Below are 15,530 nucleotides of genomic sequence, written 5' to 3' on the forward strand. Positions count from 1 at the left end.
GAATACGACTCAGTTGAAGCATTTTTTTTAGACTTACGTCCAATGGGAAGCCCCGGCCATCAAGCCGACCATGTTGAACGATAAGAACAATGCGGTCATGGACATGAGTAAACCCGACGCCTATGCCCTGGCGGGCAAGACAGCGGTGCTGCAGAACATTCAGGGCACCCTGCAATTCCTGCAGCGCCACGCGCCATTCAACCAGATGGACCAGGCCCACCTGGCCTATCTGGTGGAACAGTGCCAATTGCGGTTCTACGCCGCTGGCGAGAGCATCATCAAGCCCGCCGACGGGCCCGTGGAACACTTCTACATCGTCAAGCAGGGCCAGGTGGTGGGCGAGCGCCCGCACACCTCGCGGCGCGGCACCGAAACTACCTTCGAGATCACCACCGGCGAATGTTTTCCCTTGGCCGCGCTGCTGGGTGAACGGGCCACCCGCACCGAGCACCTGGCGGCGCAGGACACCTTTTGCCTTCAGTTGCACAAGCTGGCCTTCATCAAGCTCTTTTCCCTGTCCGCACCTTTTCGCGATTTCGCCCTGCGCGGGGTCAGCAGCCTGCTCGACCAGGTCAACCTGCAGGTGCAGCGCCGGGCCGTGGAAACCTTGGGCACCCAGTACTCGCTCAACACGCGCCTAGGTGAACTGGCCATGCGCCACCCTGTCACCTGCAATGCCCTGACGCCTCTGCGCGAGGCGGTAAGGCTCATGCATGAGCAGCAGGTGGGCAGCATCGTCATCGTTGACGAACAACGCTACCCGCAAGGTATCTTCACCTTGCGCGACCTGCGCCAGGTGGTGGCTGCCCTGGATGCCGACTTCAACCAGCCGATCGGCCGCCACATGATCGCCGAGCCCTTCTACCTCAGCCCCGACGCCAGCGCCTTCGACGCAGCGATCGCCATGACCGAGCGCCATATAGCCCACGTTTGCCTGGTCAAGGACGGGCGTCTGTGCGGCGTGGTCTCCGAACGTGACCTGTTCTCGCTGCAACGGGTTGACCTGGTACACCTGGCGCGCACCATCCGCAACGCAGGGCGGCTGGAGCAACTGGTGCATCTGCGTGGCGAAATCAGCCAATTGGTGGAGCGCATGCTTGCCCACGGTGCCTCCTCCACGCAGATCACCCAGATCATCACCCTGCTCAACGACCATACCGTGTGCCGGGTCATCGAACTGGTGCTGCAGGACAAGGGCGACCCGGGCGTGCCGTTCAGCTGGCTTTGCTTTGGCAGCGAAGGCCGGCAGGAGCAGACCCTGTACACCGACCAGGACAACGGCATCCTGTTCGAGGCACGTGACGCCGCCCATGCCGCCGAGATCCGCGGCAAGCTGTTGCCCATCGCCCACCAGGTCAACCTCAACCTGGCCCAGTGCGGGTTCACCCTGTGCCAAGGCAACATCATGGCCGGCAACCCCGAGCTGTGTTTGTCGCGAGCCGAATGGGCACGACGTTTCGCGGCCTTCGTGCGTGAGGCCACGCCGGAAAACCTTCTGGGCTCCAGCATCTATTTCGACCTGCGCGTGGTGTGGGGCGATGACCGGGGCTGTGCGCAGCTGCGCCGTCAGGTGCTGGACCAGGTTGCCGACAACCGCTTGTTCCAACGCATGCTGGCCGAGAATGCCCTGCGCCAGCGCCCCCCCGTAGGGCGCTTCCGTGAATTCGTGCTGCGCCGCAAGGGCAATGACAAGGCCGGCACCCTGGACCTCAAGGGCCAAGGCCTGACGCCTTTCGTCGACGGCGCGCGCCTGCTGGCCCTGGCCAACGGTATCGAAGCCACCAACACCCTGCAGCGCCTGCGCCAGCTGGTCGCAAAGGAAGTCATCGACAAACTCGACGGCGCGGCCTACGAAGAGGCCTACCACTTCATTCAACAGACCCGCATGCAACAGCACCAGCGCCAGACCCGCGATAACCAGGCCTGGTCGAACCGCATCGACCCCGACAGCCTCAACGACCTGGACCGGCGCATCCTGCGCGAGTCACTGCGCCAGGCCCAGCGCCTGCAGGCCAGCCTGACCCTGAGGTACCAGCTATGAGCCTGTTTGCCTGGTTGCGCCCGCCCGGGCCGAGCCTCAACCCGGCGCAACAGCTGGCAGTGCAGCGCTTGCAAGATCCGGCGCCCCTGGGCGATTGCAGCCTGCGCCAACAGCGCTGGGTGGTCCTGGACCTGGAAACCACGGGCTTGAACGTCAACCGCGACCTGTTGCTGTCCATCGGTGCGGTCGTGATCGAGGATGGCGCCATCGACCTGTCACAGCAGTTCGAATGCACCCTGCGGCGCAGCGGCCACAAACCAGGGCCAAGTGTGCTGCTCCACGGCCTGGGGCCCGGCGCCATCGCCGCTGGCTGCGAACCGGCCGACGGTCTGCTCGACTTCATGGAGTTCCTGGGTGACAGCCCGGTGCTGGCGTTCCACGCGCCGTTCGACCAGCGCATGCTGGGCCGCGCGCTGAAGGACTGCGTGGGCTACCGGTTGCAGCACACCTTTATCGACGTGGCCGAACTGGCGCCCCTGCTCAACCCGCAGACGGTGCTGCGCGAAGCCTCACTGGACGACTGGGTGGGCCATTTCGGCTTGCAGGCCGATGAGCGCCACAACGCCAGCGCCGACGCCTACGTCACCGCGCAACTGGCGCTGATCCTGCTCAGCCAGGCACGCCGCCTCGGCCTGGATAGCCCTGCGTTGCTCATGGAGCGCCTGAACCAATGGCGACGACGTCAGCGAATGCCGTCGCTTTGAGCACACAAGCCCTGATGGCGCCGTCGCGTCCAGCAAAATAAGGATACAGAGCGCCCGACGAGCGCCAATTGCACCGCGCCACCATCCCTGACACAATCGCGAATAATTCTCGTTAGTTAAAGTGTTTGCATTCGGGGAACATCTTGCCTTCAGCCCATAGCCCTCACGGTGAGTTGGTGGGTGCGCTTTACCGCGACCATCGCAGCTGGCTGCTTGCCTGGCTACGGCGCAATATCGCCTGCGCACAGCGGGCCGAGGACCTCAGCCAGGACACCTTCGTGCGCCTGCTGGGCCGCGACACCCTGAGCGCACCCCGCCAGCCACGCGCTTTCCTGGCGGCCATCGCCAAGGGCCTGCTGTTCGACCACTTCCGCCGCAGTGCCCTGGAACAGGCCTACCTGGCTGAACTGTTACAAGTGCCAGAGGGCGAACAGCCCTCCCCTGAAGAACAGCAACTGATCCTCGAAGACCTGCACGCCATCGACCAGATGCTAGGCAAGCTGTCGAGCAAGGCACGCTTGGCCTACCTGCTCAACCGCCTGGAGGGCCTGGGGCATGCGGAGATCGCCGAGCGCCTGGGGGTATCGGTGCCGCGGGTGCGCCAGTACCTGGCCCAAGGCATCCGCCAGTGCTATATCGCACTTTACGGGGAGCCCGCATGAACCCCAACCGACCGGTATCGGCACGGGTGCTGAATGCCGCCATTGAGTGGCAGTTGAGCATCGACGGCAATAACCCCGCGCAACAGGCCGAGTTCGCCCGCTGGCACGCCGCCGACGAAGAACATGCCCGTGCCTGGCAGCAGCTGGGTATGCTCGACCAGCGCCTGCGCGTGGCCCCGACGGCCGGCCGCAAGGCCTTGCTCAACAGCGCCACCAGCACCCGCGAGCAGGTACGCAAACTGGGCCGCGGCCTGGCCGGCGTGGTGCTGGTGATAGGCCTGGCCACGTTCGGCCTGCAACGCTGGGCACCCATGGGCTATTACCTGGCCGACCAGCGCACAGCCACAGGCGAACAGCGCACCCTGACCTTGGCCGACGGCACCCTAGTGGACCTCAACACCCATAGCGCCATCGACGTGCGCTTCGACCAGGACCAGCGCCGCATTGTCTTGCGTGAAGGCGAGATCATGGTACGCACCGGCCACCCGGCTGGGGAACAGCGCCCCTTCATCGTCGAAACCCAGGACGGCCAGCTGCGCGCGCTGGGGACCCGCTTCCTGGTGCGCCGTGAAGACCAGGGCACACGGCTGAGCGTATTGCAGTCGGCGGTGGCCGCCCATGCCCGCGAGCTACCTGGCGAAGTGGTGCTGCATGAAGGCCAACAGGTGCTGATGCGCCGCGCCGGCCTCGGCGAGCCGATGGCTCTGGGCCCGGGTGCGGATGCCTGGACCCATGGCATGCTGGTGGTCGACAACGCCCGCCTGGACGATCTCGCCCGAGAACTCTCGCGCTACCGCCCGGGCTATCTGGGGGTAAGCCCGAAAGTCGCCGACCTGCGCATCACCGGCAGCTTTCCGCTCAAGGATACCGACCTGGCGCTGAATGCTCTGCTACCGACGCTGCCGGTGCAGATCCAGGCCCACACCCGCTGGTGGGTCACCCTGGAAGAGCGCCCGGCGGGTCCGCAGAAACCCTAGGCTGCGCCCACGTCGCGCCGGGCTTGCAGATCTAAATCAACATTATTTTCGATAAGGCCTATCACTTTTTCGATCTCGTCCGGCACACAGGCAATCGAGAACTATTCCCTCTCAGGAGCGCCGCATGTCCCGCCCATTCGAAACGCTGCTTCGGCCCAGTCTCATGGCCGTCGCCATCGCCCTGGCCGTCCCGCTGACCAGCACTGCCGTGCTGGCGGCCGAACAGGCCACCCAGGTACGCAGCTACAACCTGCCTGCCGCCCCGCTGGCCAGTACGCTCACCCGGATCGCCAGCGGCGCCGGCCTGGTGCTGGCGATCGAACCAGGCCTGGTGGCTGGCAAGACCAGCGCAGCGGTGAACGGGCAGTTCGACGCGGCGAGCGCGCTGCGCCAGGCCCTGGCGGGCAGCGGCTTGCAACTGGTGCAGAGCAGCGCTGGCACCTTCACGTTGATCGCGGCGCCAGAAGGGACACTGGCCTTGCCGGAGACCAATGTGAACGCGGCAGGCGATGCGGAAACTGCGTGGGGCCCCACTGATGGCTATGTCGCCACGCGCACCGCTGCCGGGACTAAAACCGATACGGCGCTGATCGAAGCGCCTCGTTCCATCTCCGTCGTGACGCGCGAGCAGATGGACGACCGCAAGGTGCTGAACCTCAATGATGCCCTGCGCTACACCGCCGGCGTGATGAGCAGCGGTTACGGCTCTGACTCCCGCGCTGACTGGCTACGCGTTCGGGGCTTCGATCCCACTCAATTCCTGGATGGGCTACCCCTGCCGAAGGGGTCATACGCCAACCCGAAAATCGAGCCATGGGACCTTGAGCGCATTGCCGTGCTGCGCGGCCCCGCCTCCTCTGTCTACGGTCAGACACCCCCCGGCGGTTTGCTCGACATGGTTACCCGCCGCCCGGAGGCCGACAGCAGCCACGAAGTCGAGCTGCAGGCGGGCAGCAACGACCACAAACAGCTCAGCTTCGACAGTACCGGCAAAATCGACGATGAAGGTCAGTTCCTGTACCGCGTCAGCGGTGTCGTGCGCGACAGCAACGTAGAGGTCGACCACATTCCGGACAAGCGCTACAACATTGCGCCCAGCCTGACCTGGAACATCGACCCAGACACCCACTTGACCTTTCTTTCGCAGTACACCCGTGATGACACAGGCATCACCAGCCAGTTCCTGCCGCTGCAAGGGACGAAGCTGAGTTCGCCATACGGCAAGGTTTCCCACAAAACCAACTTTGGCGATCCGGACTGGGAGTTCTACGACCGTACCTACTACGCGTTGGGATATGCGTTTGACCACCGTTTCAATGACGTCTGGCAGTTCCGTCAGAACCTGCGCTATACCAAAAGCGACCTTGAATTCCAGGCGCTGAGCGTTGGCACCGGCACCACAGCAGTCGCCGCGGATGGCACCTTGTCGCGGAGCGCCGGTATCGTCGACGAAGACATCAGCCAATTCGCCATCGACAATAACTTCCAGGCCGACTTCAGCACCGGGCCGCTGACCCACACCCTATTGCTGGGTCTGGACCACCAACGTTCCAACACAAACTACCGCTGGCAGTACGGTGTAGCACCTTCGACCAACGTGGCTCACCCGATCTATGGGCAGGACTTTTCCAACGTCAGCTTCTTCGATCTCTACAACTATGATCAGAAAACCTTCCAGACAGGCCTGTACGCACAGGATCAAATCGCACTGGATAACTGGCGCCTGACGGTGGGAGGGCGTGAGGACTGGATTCACACTGACACCACGTTCTATAACAACAACGATTTGACCTCGACCCAACGTGATAAGAAATTCAGTCCAAACGTTGCCATCAGCTACGTTTTCGACAACGGGTTTACGCCGTATGCCTCGTACACCGAGTCGTTCCAGCCAGCCAGCGGCGCCACCGTCAGCGCCACCGACTCGCTGAAACCTACCGAAGGGCGCCAGTACGAACTGGGCTTGAAGTATCAGCCACCTGGCAGCAAAACGCTGCTGACCGCGGCGGTCTACGACCTCAAGCAGAAGAATGTTTCGGTGACCGAAAACAGTATCACCCGCCAGGTTGGCCAGATTCAGGTACGCGGCCTTGAGCTTGAGGCCACTTCAGATGTCAGCAAGAACCTCAAGTTGATCGGTTCCTATACCTACACCGACAGCGAGATCCTGGACGGTGACGACAAAGGCAACCGTATGGCACAGATCCCGCGCAACCAGGCAACCGGCTGGGCGGACTACACCTGGCACAACGGCTTGCTGGAAGGCTTCGGCGTAGGCGCCGGTGTACGCTATGTAGGCGATACCTACGGCAATACCGCTAACACCGACCTGGGGCATGTCAGCTCCTACACCGTGTACGATGCGGCCGTGCATTACGACCTTGGCGTACTGAGCCACACGCTCAAAGGCGCTTCCGTCGCAGTCAACGCCACCAACTTGTTCAACAAGGACTACCTGGCCACCTGCGATGGCTACTGGTGCTACTACGGCGACGAGCGCAAGGTCGTGGCCAGCGTCAATTACAAATGGTAAAAGCCTGAAGCACCACACAAGCCGCCCCCTGGGGCGGCTTTGTCATTGCGGACCCCTGTGAAATGAAAAGTAAAACAATACGTCGCTGGTCCTTCATCCATACCTGGTCCAGCCTGGTGTGCACGCTGTTCCTGCTGATGCTGGCGGTCACCGGCCTGCCCCTGGTGTTTCATCACGAAATCGAAAGCCTGCTCGGTGACGCGCCCCAGTACCGGCAACTGCCCGCCGACACCCCGCGTCTGGACCTGGAACAACTGGTCAAGGCCGCCGAGGCGTATCGCCCAGGCGAGGTGGTGCAGTACTTCGGCTGGGACGACGACAACCCCGAGGGCCTGTTCGCCATCACCGCCGCCAGCGCCGACGCCGACCCCAACACCTCGCACACCTTCGGCCTGGACAGCCGTACCGGTGAAGTGGTGGAGATGCCCTCGGCCAATGGCGGCTTCATGATGGTGATGCTGCGCCTGCACGTGGACATGTACGCCGGGCTGCCGGGCAAACTGCTGTTGGCCTTCATGGGCTTGCTGTTCGTGCTGGCCATCGTCTCCGGGGTGGTGCTGTATGCGCCCTTCATGAAGCGCCTGCGCTTCGCCACGGTGCGCCGTGAAAGGTCCACCCGAGTGCGCTGGCTGGACCTGCATAACCTGATCGGCATCGTCACCCTGACCTGGGCGCTGGTGGTCGGCGTCACCGGGGTGATCAATGCCTGCGCCGACCTGCTGATCGACGCCTGGCGCAACGACACCCTCACGGCCATGGTCGCCCCGTACCGTGACGCGCCCCCTCTGGTGCGGCGGGCGCCGGCCAGCCAGGTGCTGGCCATTGCCGAAAATGCCGCGCCGGGCATGGAAGCCGACTTCATTGCGTTTCCCGGTACGCGCTTTTCCAGCGAACACCATTACGCGGTGTTCATGAAAGGTGCCACGCACCTGACCTCGCATCTGCTCACGCCAGTGCTGATCGACGCCAGCACCCTGGCCGTCACCGCCGTGGGCGAGCGCCCGTGGTACATGGACGCCCTGGGCCTGTCCCAGCCATTGCACTACGGTGACTACGGCGGCCGGCCCATGCAGATCCTGTGGGCAGTGATCGACCTGTTGACCATCATCGTCCTCGGCAGTGGGCTGTACCTGTGGTGGGTTCGGCGCAAGGTGAACGCATGAGCCGCAAGCCATCGCGTTTCTGGCCCGTGTTCGGCGCCCCGCTGGCCATCGCCCTGCTGGGTGCGCTGGGCCTGTTTGCCGCGTTGCTGGGCGATGGCGCCTGGGACTGGTTGTCGTGGCTAGGACTCGGCATCCCTGCCGCGCTGAGCTTGCGGGCCTTGCGGTAGAACGGCCGCAGGCGCCGGCTGACCGGTGGCGACAGGGGTACCGGTCAGCACAAACAATAAGAATTCCTCAGCCCAGCGCCGCTCTTCACGCAACATCGCCCACCTCCTGCACCGCCTTGACCTGCCCCACGCCATACCAGTCCAACCGGCGGGTCAGCACCATGAACAATCCCAGCATGGCGAACAACAGCAGCGCGCCCATCAGCAAGGCATAGTCCTCGGCGCTCAGCAGCCCGAACAGCAACCCATACAGCCCCGCCAAGCCGGCGCCAAAGCCCAGCCCGCTGCGCCAACTGTGCAGCACGTGGCTGACGTAGAAGCCGATCAACACTACGCACCCGCTCGCTGACAGGCCGTAGGCCAGGGCGAAGCCGATGTGCTCGGCCAGCGACAGCAGCAACAGGTAGAACAATGCCAGGGCGAAGCCCACCAGGGTGTATTGCACCGGGTGAATGGCCAGGCGCTTGAGCACCTCGAACAGGAAGAAACCGGCGAACGTCAGGGCCACGAACAGCAGCGCATATTTGATCGCGCGGTCGGCCTTGAGGTACTGGTCCACCGGGTCCACCAGGCTGACGCCGAAGCGGGTATCGGTGAAGCCTTCGCACTGGTTGGTCTGCAAGCAATAGTCCAGCCGTTCCTGCAGGTTGGTGGAAAAGAACGACGTCTGCCACTGGGCGTCGAAGCCACTGGCAGCGACGTTGCGCTGCACCGGCAGGTAGTTGCCGACAAAGCTGGGGTGTGGCCAGTCCGCCTTGAGCGCTACCTGGGTTTCGCGCCCCACAGGCAACACATCGAAGCGGCCAGTACCCTGCAACCCCAGGTCGAAGCGCACGCTCAGGTCGCTGGCGGTGGCAGTATTCAGCGCCGGTAGCGGGGCATGCACGCCGTTGCCCAGCCAAGCCACCTGGGTGCCAGGCTGGAAATCCAGGCGCTGGCCATTCACCGCCAGCTTCAACCCAGCCTCGATGCCGCGGATGTCACTGATACCCACCGCCAACCAGGGGGCGTCGAACTGGTAGTCCGCCAGGTCATCAGTGACACCCAGGCGTTCCGGTAGCTTGAAATCGGCCTCGATGTGGTTGCTAGCGTGGTACAAGCGCGCGTCGTAGATGCCCCGGGCCCGGCGCTCGGTGCGCAGGTCCGCAGCCAGATCGAAGCGCTGGGGCAGGAAGTATAGGCGCCCGCTGGTGTGGGAATCCTCCTGGTAGCGTCGGCCGCTTTTCTCGTCGGTTTTCCATTCATGCAGGGTCTTGCGAAAAGGCACCACCAGCACTGGGCCGCTGAGTTGCTGGCTCAGGCTGGAACTGCGGGCGATATCCTCCAGCACCCCATCGCGGCGCGCCTGGCGCTCGCTGATGAGGTTGCCGATGAGGAACAGGGGAATCAGCAACAGCACGATCAACGTGGCGATCATGGCCAGTTTGACACTCAGGTTTCGGTTCATGGGTTGTCGCTCCTTGGCAATGGAGCGAGTGTGCAGGTGCCGAATGAGGGTTTTGTGTGGCGTGTGTGGAGCTTATGTGGAGATTCGCGTCCAGGGAAACCACAGGCGCACCTCCACGCCGCCGTCCACGTTGCCCACCCGCAAGTGGCCGCCATGCAGGTGCAACACCTCCTCGACGAAATTCAGCCCAAGGCCCGTGCTCTTGCGCCCGGTAGCGGGCCTGGGCAGCGAGTAGAAGCGCTCGCTCAACCGCGCCAAGGCATAGTCGGGAATCGCTTCGGCCTGGTTGAACAGCACCAATTGCTGGCCGTCCATGCTTAACCGCAAGCGCCCGCCGGGCGGGGTGAAGTCCAACGCATTATCCAGCAGGTTGCTGAACGCCTGACGCAGCAAAAATGGCTCGCCCAGCAAGACGACACCCCGCGGCACTGCGTTGCTGATGTCCAGGGCGCTGTTCTGCACCCGCGCTGCCTGGCTCTGCACCACGCTGTCGAACAGGGCCGCCACGGCGATATCGGCCTGCTCCTGCAAGCCTTGGCGCTGTTCAACCATGGCCAGGTTCAGCAACCGCTCGATCAACTGCTGCAAGCGCGCGCTCTCGCGGTCGATGTTGCCGACGAAGCGCTGTTGCTGCGCTGCCGGCATTGGCCCTTGCAGCAGCTCGGCAGCGCCGCGAATGGCGGCCAGGGGGCTTTTCAGTTCATGGGTCAGGGTGTGCACATAACGCTCCACGTAGTCCTTGCCCTCCAACTGCGATCGCATGTGCGCCACCGCAGTGGCCAGTTGTGCCAGCTCGCCGCCGCCATAGGCCGGCAAGGCTACGCGCTCGCCTTCACTGACGGCCTGGGCATAGTGGGTCAGCTTGCGCAACGAACGGGTCAGCCACCACGACAGGCCCGCGCCCACCAGCAAGCCCATGATGATCAACCCCAGGCCGAACGCCAGCAACCGCCGTTCCGAGCGGTCTATGTAAGGCTGCAAGGAGCGGTTGGGCTTGGCCACGGTGACCTCGCCGATGATCTGCGCGCCGTCCATGATCGGTGCGCCCACATGCATCACCGACGACTCGGGGTCGGCAGGGTCGCTACGGGTGGACCGTGCACCGTACTGGCCGCGCAAGGTCAGGTACACATCGTTCCAGCGCGAATAATCCTGACCCACGGCCTGCCCCGCCGAGTCCAGCAAGACGATGCCTCGTGCGTCGGTGACATAGATACGGTGGCTGACCTGGTTCTTTGCCAGCCCCCAGATCTCGGCCTTCGGCTCGCGGCGGCCGTACGCCGTGAGGGCGTCGTTGAGGCGGCTCTGGTCCAGGGTGCCGGCCTTGACGTCCGGGGCCAGTATTTCGGCCAGCAGGTTGGCGGTGTCCACCAGGGTTTCCTCGGTGGACTGGCGCACCCCGGGGCGGATTTCCTCGCGCACCGTGTACAACAGGAAGTAACCGGTCAGGCCAACGAAGAAGAAGTAGACCAGGAATATCCGTATTCCCAGGCGCATCAGCTGTGGCCCGGGCTGTAGCTGTAGCCCAGGCCACGGTGGGTCTGGATGGGCTCCGCCTCGGCGGCCACCTGGCGCAGCTTGGCGCGCAGGCTCTTGATGTGGGTGTCGATGCTGCGCTCGTAGCCGGCGTCACTGGGCACGCCCACCGCGTCGAGCAGTTGTTCGCGGCTGAACACCCGCTCAGGTTGGTCAAGCAAGCTGTGCAGCAGGCGAAATTCATGGCGAGTCAGGCTCAGCGGCTGGCCACGGTAGCTGATCAGAAAACGCTCGTTATCCACCTGGAACACCGGCGACGGCGTTTCCTGCCGGGGTACCACGCGCTTGAGGATGGCCCGCACCCGCGCCGAGACCTCCCGGGGGCTGAACGGCTTGATCACGTAATCATCGGCACCGATTTCCAGGCCCACCACCCGGTCGATCTCGGCATCGCGCGCAGTGAGGAAGATCACCGGCACTTCGCTGAAACGGCGCAGTTGCTTGCAGGTTTCAAAGCCACTGATATCCGGCAGGCCCACGTCCAGGATCAGCAGGTCGGCCGGCTGGCGGCGCTGGTGCTCCAGCGCGGCCTGGCCAAGGCTGACCCAGGTAGTCTCGAACCCTTCACCCTGCAAGGCGTAGACCAGCGTATCGGCGATGGCGGCTTCGTCTTCGACGATCAATATGTGCGCCATGGCCTCAGCACTCAGGGTCGCCAGCGGTGTAGCGGCGGGCCGGGTTAACCGCCGCGCCGAATTCACGCAGGCCCTTGGCGCCGATCAGCAGCGGGTAGTTGAAGCTGCTGCGGTCCACCAGGTTGGCCTCGATGGTGCGCCGGGTACCGCCCAGGCACATTTCCAGCTCCACCACCGGGCGCTTGGCCACTTCGGCGGTCTCGCCCTCATCCTCCTCGTCGGCACGGCTCTTGATGCGGCTGATGCGGGCAACCTTGTGTTCGAACACCTTGCCGTCGGCGTCCCTGGTCGCCAGGCGGAAGCGTACCCAGTCGTCACCATCGCGCTTGAACAACTGGATATCGCGGGCCGACAGCGACGCGGTGAGCGCACCGGTGTCCATCTTCGCCTTGAGCGTGGCGCCGCCGATTTCCGGCAGCTTGATGTTTTCGTAGCGCCCGTACAGGGTCGGCTCAGCGGCCATGACCGGCAGGGCCAGCAGCGACAGCAATGCAAGAACGGATTTCACTGGCAGTCTTCCTCAGAGGTTATGTCTGCGCCCAGTCCAACAGAGGAGCGCGTTCAGCCGATAGTTCAGTGGCGTGGAGCATACCCAAAAAATCGTGAAACAATTGTCGATTACCATTCGGCACCGGCAATTTGGCGCCAGGCGCGGACCTGCTTATCATTGCCGGCCATAATTACTCCAAGAGTCGTTTTATGCGTCGCCTGCTCGCCGGCAGTTTCACCACACTGCTGCTTTTGCTCAACACCCTGGTGCTTATCGGCCCACTTCTGGTCTTCGCCCTGCTCAAGCTTGCCGTCCGGGGGCGCTGGCGCGACCGCGCCTCGCTGGCGGTGATGTGGATCGCCGAAACCTGGGCGGAAATCGACAAGCTCATCTTCCGCCTGTGCATTCCCACCCGCTGGGACATCCGGGGTGCCGAAAGCCTGCGAGGGGACACCTCGTACCTGGTGGTCAGCAACCATCAATCGTGGGTAGACATTCCCGCGCTGATCCAGGCGCTGAACCGCCGCACGCCGTTTTTCAAGTTTTTCCTCAAGAAAGAGTTGATCTGGGTACCGTTTCTGGGCCTGGCCTGGTGGGCGCTGGACTACCCCTTCATGAAACGCTACACCAAGGCTTTCCTGGACAAGCACCCCCACCTCAAGGGCAAGGACCTGGAAATCACCCGCCAGGCCTGCGAGCTGTTCAAGCGCCAGCCGGTGACCGTGGTCAATTACCTGGAAGGCACGCGCTTCACCCAGGCCAAGCGTGACGCCCAGGCCTCGCCATACAGGAACCTGCTCAAGCCCAAGGCCGGCGGCGTGGCATTCGTGCTGGCCGCCATGGGGCCGCAACTGGACCGCATGCTCGACGTGACGGTGGTGTACCCCGAAGGCAGGATTCCGGGTTTCTGGAATTTGCTGTGCGGTGACGTGAAGCAGGTGATCGTCGAGATTCACTCACGGGACATCGACCCAAGGTTGCTGGCCGGCGACTACGAGAACGACCCGGCGTTTCGCCAGACCGTGCAGGATTGGGTGAACGGCCTGTGGCGCGAGAAGGATGCGCGGATCGAGGCGTTGCGCCTGGAACTGAAATCGTAAGAATCGGTTCGCCCTGCCCTGCAAGGAATATCAGGTTTTGCAGGGCCGGGCGAAGCCAACGCGGCTTAGCCGCCTGTACCCCAGATGCCACCCAGGGTTTTCAACAGGCCACCGCCCACGCCTTGCTGCCCCAGGTACTGCAGGATCACCGGGGCAAATTGCCCGACCATGCCGCTGTCCATGCCCAATGCACCGAAGGCATTGTTCAGGTCATTGGTGTTCTTCACGTCCCCCAGCGCGCTGGTCAGGGCGCCCTTGTCGGTGCCGGTCTTGCCCAGCAGCCCGCCCAGGCTGCCCACGGCATTGGCGCCGGCCAGCTTGTCCAGCCCCGGTACTTGCTGGCTCAACTGGGAATAGTCCGACGAACTCAACTTGTTTTTCGCCAGCCCCAGCATGGCGCCGGTCCCGCCGACGGCCTGTTCGGGGGTAACCTTCAACTGCCCGCCCAGGTTGTTGAGCAACCCCGCGGCCTGGGGCGTTGAGGCGGCGTTACCGGCCTGGCCGTTCTGCAGTGAAGAGGCTGCGTTTACTGCGTCGTTGAGGTTGAAGGCTAAGACCGGGCTGGCGGCCAGGGCGGTGAGCGTTGCCAGGGTGATGGCGCGCATGGTGTTCATGGTGTTCCCCTTGAATCGTTGGGCCGCCGGCACAGTGTAGCCGGCGGCTAAAGCCAGGTTTTGACCGGGAAATACAGCTTTGTGTTCCAAAACCGAAATAAATTCGTACAAAAGCGCATCCATCACATTCCCCACCGCGTATATCACGCAACGGCCCGGTGGCTGGTCTAGGCTCTAGAAGCCCACTCAGCGGAGGCCCGACCATCGATACCGAACAGCTACGCCAGTTGCTCGCCGCCTGCGCCCAGGGCAACCGCCGCGCCTTCGAGGCGCTCTACCGTGGCAGCAGTGCCCGCCTGCATGGCGTGGCGCTGCGTTGCGTGGGCCGCCGCGAACTGGCCGAAGAAGTGGTGCAGGAGAGTTTCGTGCGCATCTGGAACAACGCGTCGCGCTATGACCCCAACCTGGCCGCGCCCATGACCTGGATGGTCAACATTACCCGGCACCTGGCCATCGACCTGCTGCGCCGTCGCCACGAGGTGCCATTGGACGATGCGCACCTGCAGGCCCTGAGCGACGACGGCCCCACGGCCGACGAGCAACTTGGCCGGGCCCGCGATGCAGCGGCGCTGAACCGTTGCCTCGATGACTTGGAGGGTATGCAGCGTCAGTCGATCCTCACTGCCTATTTCCACGGCTTGTCCAATGCGGACCTGGCGCGACAATTATCGGCGCCGCTGGGCTCGGTGAAATCATGGATACGCCGGGGCCTGGAGCGCCTGCGCCGGTGCCTGGAATCATGAACTACCACACGCCCACGTTGCGCCGTGCACTGGCGGCAGACTACGCCATCGGCCTGATGGCGCCCGCCGCCCGGCGGCGCTTCGAGCGCTTGCTGGTCGACGACCACGCCCTGCGACAAGAGCTGGGCCAGTGGCAGGATGCACTCGCCAGCCTGGCGGCGCCGCTGCCCGAAGCCCCGGTGCCGGAGCGGGTATGGGAGAATATCAAGGCACGCATCGAGCCCCAGCGCCTGCATGTGCCACCACCCTCGTTCACGCGCCGTAGGCTGGGCCTGGGTGCGCTGGCCGCGGCGGTAGTGCTGGCGGTCGGCCTGGGCATGTACTACAACCGCGACCAGGCGATGTACAGCGCGACCCTGGTCAGCGCCAGCAATCAGCCCGCGGTGACCATCGAGGCGTTTGACCAGTATCTGCAAGTGGCGCCGCTGAACCTTGCCAGCGCCCCGGCTGACCGCAGCATGCAATTGTGGGCGATTCCGGCCGAAGGTACGCCGGTGTCCCTGGGCCTGATGCCCGAAGGTGGCAAAGGCCGTATCAGCCTGGATGAAAGCCAGCGCAAACTGCTGGGCGAACCCATCGCCCTGGCCATCAGCCTGGAACCGGCAGGCGGTTCGCCCACCGGTCAGCCAACGGGGCCAGTGCTCTACCACGGCCAGGTGATCAGCCTGTAGCAGCGGACCTGGCCGCGTCCCCGGCGCCGCGCCGCATCAGGCATTGC

The 15,530-nt window shown here is 63.9% G+C and carries 15 protein-coding genes; 10 read left to right on the forward strand and 5 right to left on the reverse strand.

Translation table 11 applies throughout. The features are described 5' to 3' along the window. Positions 1-103: 103 nt before the first annotated feature. The 7 genes from HWQ56_RS26500 to HWQ56_RS26530 all read left to right on the forward strand — a co-directional run bounded on the left by HWQ56_RS26500 (position 104) and on the right by HWQ56_RS26530 (position 8,247). The gene (locus tag HWQ56_RS26500) at positions 104-2,041 is read left to right on the forward strand and encodes a putative nucleotidyltransferase substrate binding domain-containing protein (protein ID WP_342366177.1); all 1,938 of its coding nucleotides are present in this window, start codon (positions 104-106) and stop codon (positions 2,039-2,041) included. Continuing rightward, complete coding sequence (locus HWQ56_RS26505; RefSeq protein WP_158152851.1) at positions 2,038-2,745, forward strand: 3'-5' exonuclease; 708 nt, start codon at positions 2,038-2,040, stop codon at positions 2,743-2,745. Before HWQ56_RS26500 ends, HWQ56_RS26505 begins: the two co-directional genes overlap by 4 nt. 143 nt (positions 2,746-2,888) lie before the next feature. Then, complete coding sequence (locus HWQ56_RS26510) at positions 2,889-3,407, forward strand: RNA polymerase sigma factor (protein ID WP_158152852.1); 519 nt, start codon at positions 2,889-2,891, stop codon at positions 3,405-3,407. Continuing rightward, a complete protein-coding gene (locus HWQ56_RS26515) occupies positions 3,404-4,384 on the forward strand; it encodes a FecR domain-containing protein (protein ID WP_176572126.1) in 981 nt (326 codons plus the stop codon). The genes HWQ56_RS26510 and HWQ56_RS26515 overlap by 4 nt, the downstream gene beginning before the upstream one ends. Before the next feature lie 124 nt (positions 4,385-4,508). After that, a complete protein-coding gene (locus HWQ56_RS26520) occupies positions 4,509-6,917 on the forward strand; it encodes a TonB-dependent siderophore receptor (RefSeq protein ID WP_158152854.1) in 2,409 nt (802 codons plus the stop codon). Positions 6,918-6,979: 62 nt separating this feature from the next. Further along, complete coding sequence (locus tag HWQ56_RS26525; protein ID WP_176572127.1) at positions 6,980-8,080, forward strand: PepSY-associated TM helix domain-containing protein; 1,101 nt, start codon at positions 6,980-6,982, stop codon at positions 8,078-8,080. Then, complete coding sequence (locus HWQ56_RS26530; RefSeq protein WP_176572128.1) at positions 8,077-8,247, forward strand: hypothetical protein; 171 nt, start codon at positions 8,077-8,079, stop codon at positions 8,245-8,247. Before HWQ56_RS26525 ends, HWQ56_RS26530 begins: the two co-directional genes overlap by 4 nt. Before the next feature lie 85 nt (positions 8,248-8,332). Here HWQ56_RS26530 and creD read toward each other — a convergent pair whose 3' ends face one another. The 4 genes from creD to rloA2 all read right to left on the reverse strand — a co-directional run bounded on the left by creD (position 8,333) and on the right by rloA2 (position 12,373). Then, positions 8,333-9,694, reverse strand: a complete 1,362-nt coding sequence (gene creD / locus HWQ56_RS26535) for a cell envelope integrity protein CreD (RefSeq protein WP_158152856.1) — start codon at positions 9,692-9,694, stop codon at positions 8,333-8,335. Between the two features lie 72 nt (positions 9,695-9,766). Next, complete coding sequence (gene creC, locus HWQ56_RS26540) at positions 9,767-11,191, reverse strand: two-component system sensor histidine kinase CreC (protein ID WP_176572129.1); 1,425 nt, start codon at positions 11,189-11,191, stop codon at positions 9,767-9,769. Beyond that, on the reverse strand, positions 11,191-11,865 hold the full coding sequence (gene creB, locus HWQ56_RS26545) for a two-component system response regulator CreB (RefSeq protein WP_158152858.1): 675 nt from the start codon (positions 11,863-11,865) through the stop codon (positions 11,191-11,193). Before creB ends, creC begins: the two co-directional genes overlap by 1 nt. Positions 11,866-11,869: 4 nt before the next feature. Beyond that, positions 11,870-12,373, reverse strand: coding sequence for a retropepsin-like aspartic peptidase RloA2 (gene rloA2 / locus HWQ56_RS26550; RefSeq protein WP_158152859.1), 504 nt, complete (start codon positions 12,371-12,373; stop codon positions 11,870-11,872). A gap of 191 nt (positions 12,374-12,564) precedes the next feature. On the opposite strand from rloA2, the gene HWQ56_RS26555 reads away from it, so the two are divergent. Next, positions 12,565-13,455, forward strand: coding sequence for an acyltransferase (locus HWQ56_RS26555; protein ID WP_158152860.1), 891 nt, complete (start codon positions 12,565-12,567; stop codon positions 13,453-13,455). A gap of 65 nt (positions 13,456-13,520) precedes the next feature. Here HWQ56_RS26555 and HWQ56_RS26560 read toward each other — a convergent pair whose 3' ends face one another. Next, the gene (locus tag HWQ56_RS26560; protein ID WP_158152861.1) at positions 13,521-14,069 is read right to left on the reverse strand and encodes a DUF2780 domain-containing protein; all 549 of its coding nucleotides are present in this window, start codon (positions 14,067-14,069) and stop codon (positions 13,521-13,523) included. Between the two features lie 158 nt (positions 14,070-14,227). On the opposite strand from HWQ56_RS26560, the gene HWQ56_RS26565 reads away from it, so the two are divergent. Both HWQ56_RS26565 and HWQ56_RS26570 read left to right on the forward strand, forming a co-directional pair. After that, entirely contained in the window at positions 14,228-14,812 is a 585-nt protein-coding gene (locus HWQ56_RS26565) for a sigma-70 family RNA polymerase sigma factor (protein ID WP_245217806.1), read from the forward strand. Next, complete coding sequence (locus HWQ56_RS26570; protein ID WP_176572130.1) at positions 14,809-15,483, forward strand: anti-sigma factor; 675 nt, start codon at positions 14,809-14,811, stop codon at positions 15,481-15,483. Before HWQ56_RS26565 ends, HWQ56_RS26570 begins: the two co-directional genes overlap by 4 nt. The last annotated feature ends 47 nt before the right edge of the window (positions 15,484-15,530 follow it).

This window comes from Pseudomonas eucalypticola (assembly GCF_013374995.1).
Classification (GTDB): domain Bacteria; phylum Pseudomonadota; class Gammaproteobacteria; order Pseudomonadales; family Pseudomonadaceae; genus Aquipseudomonas; species Aquipseudomonas eucalypticola.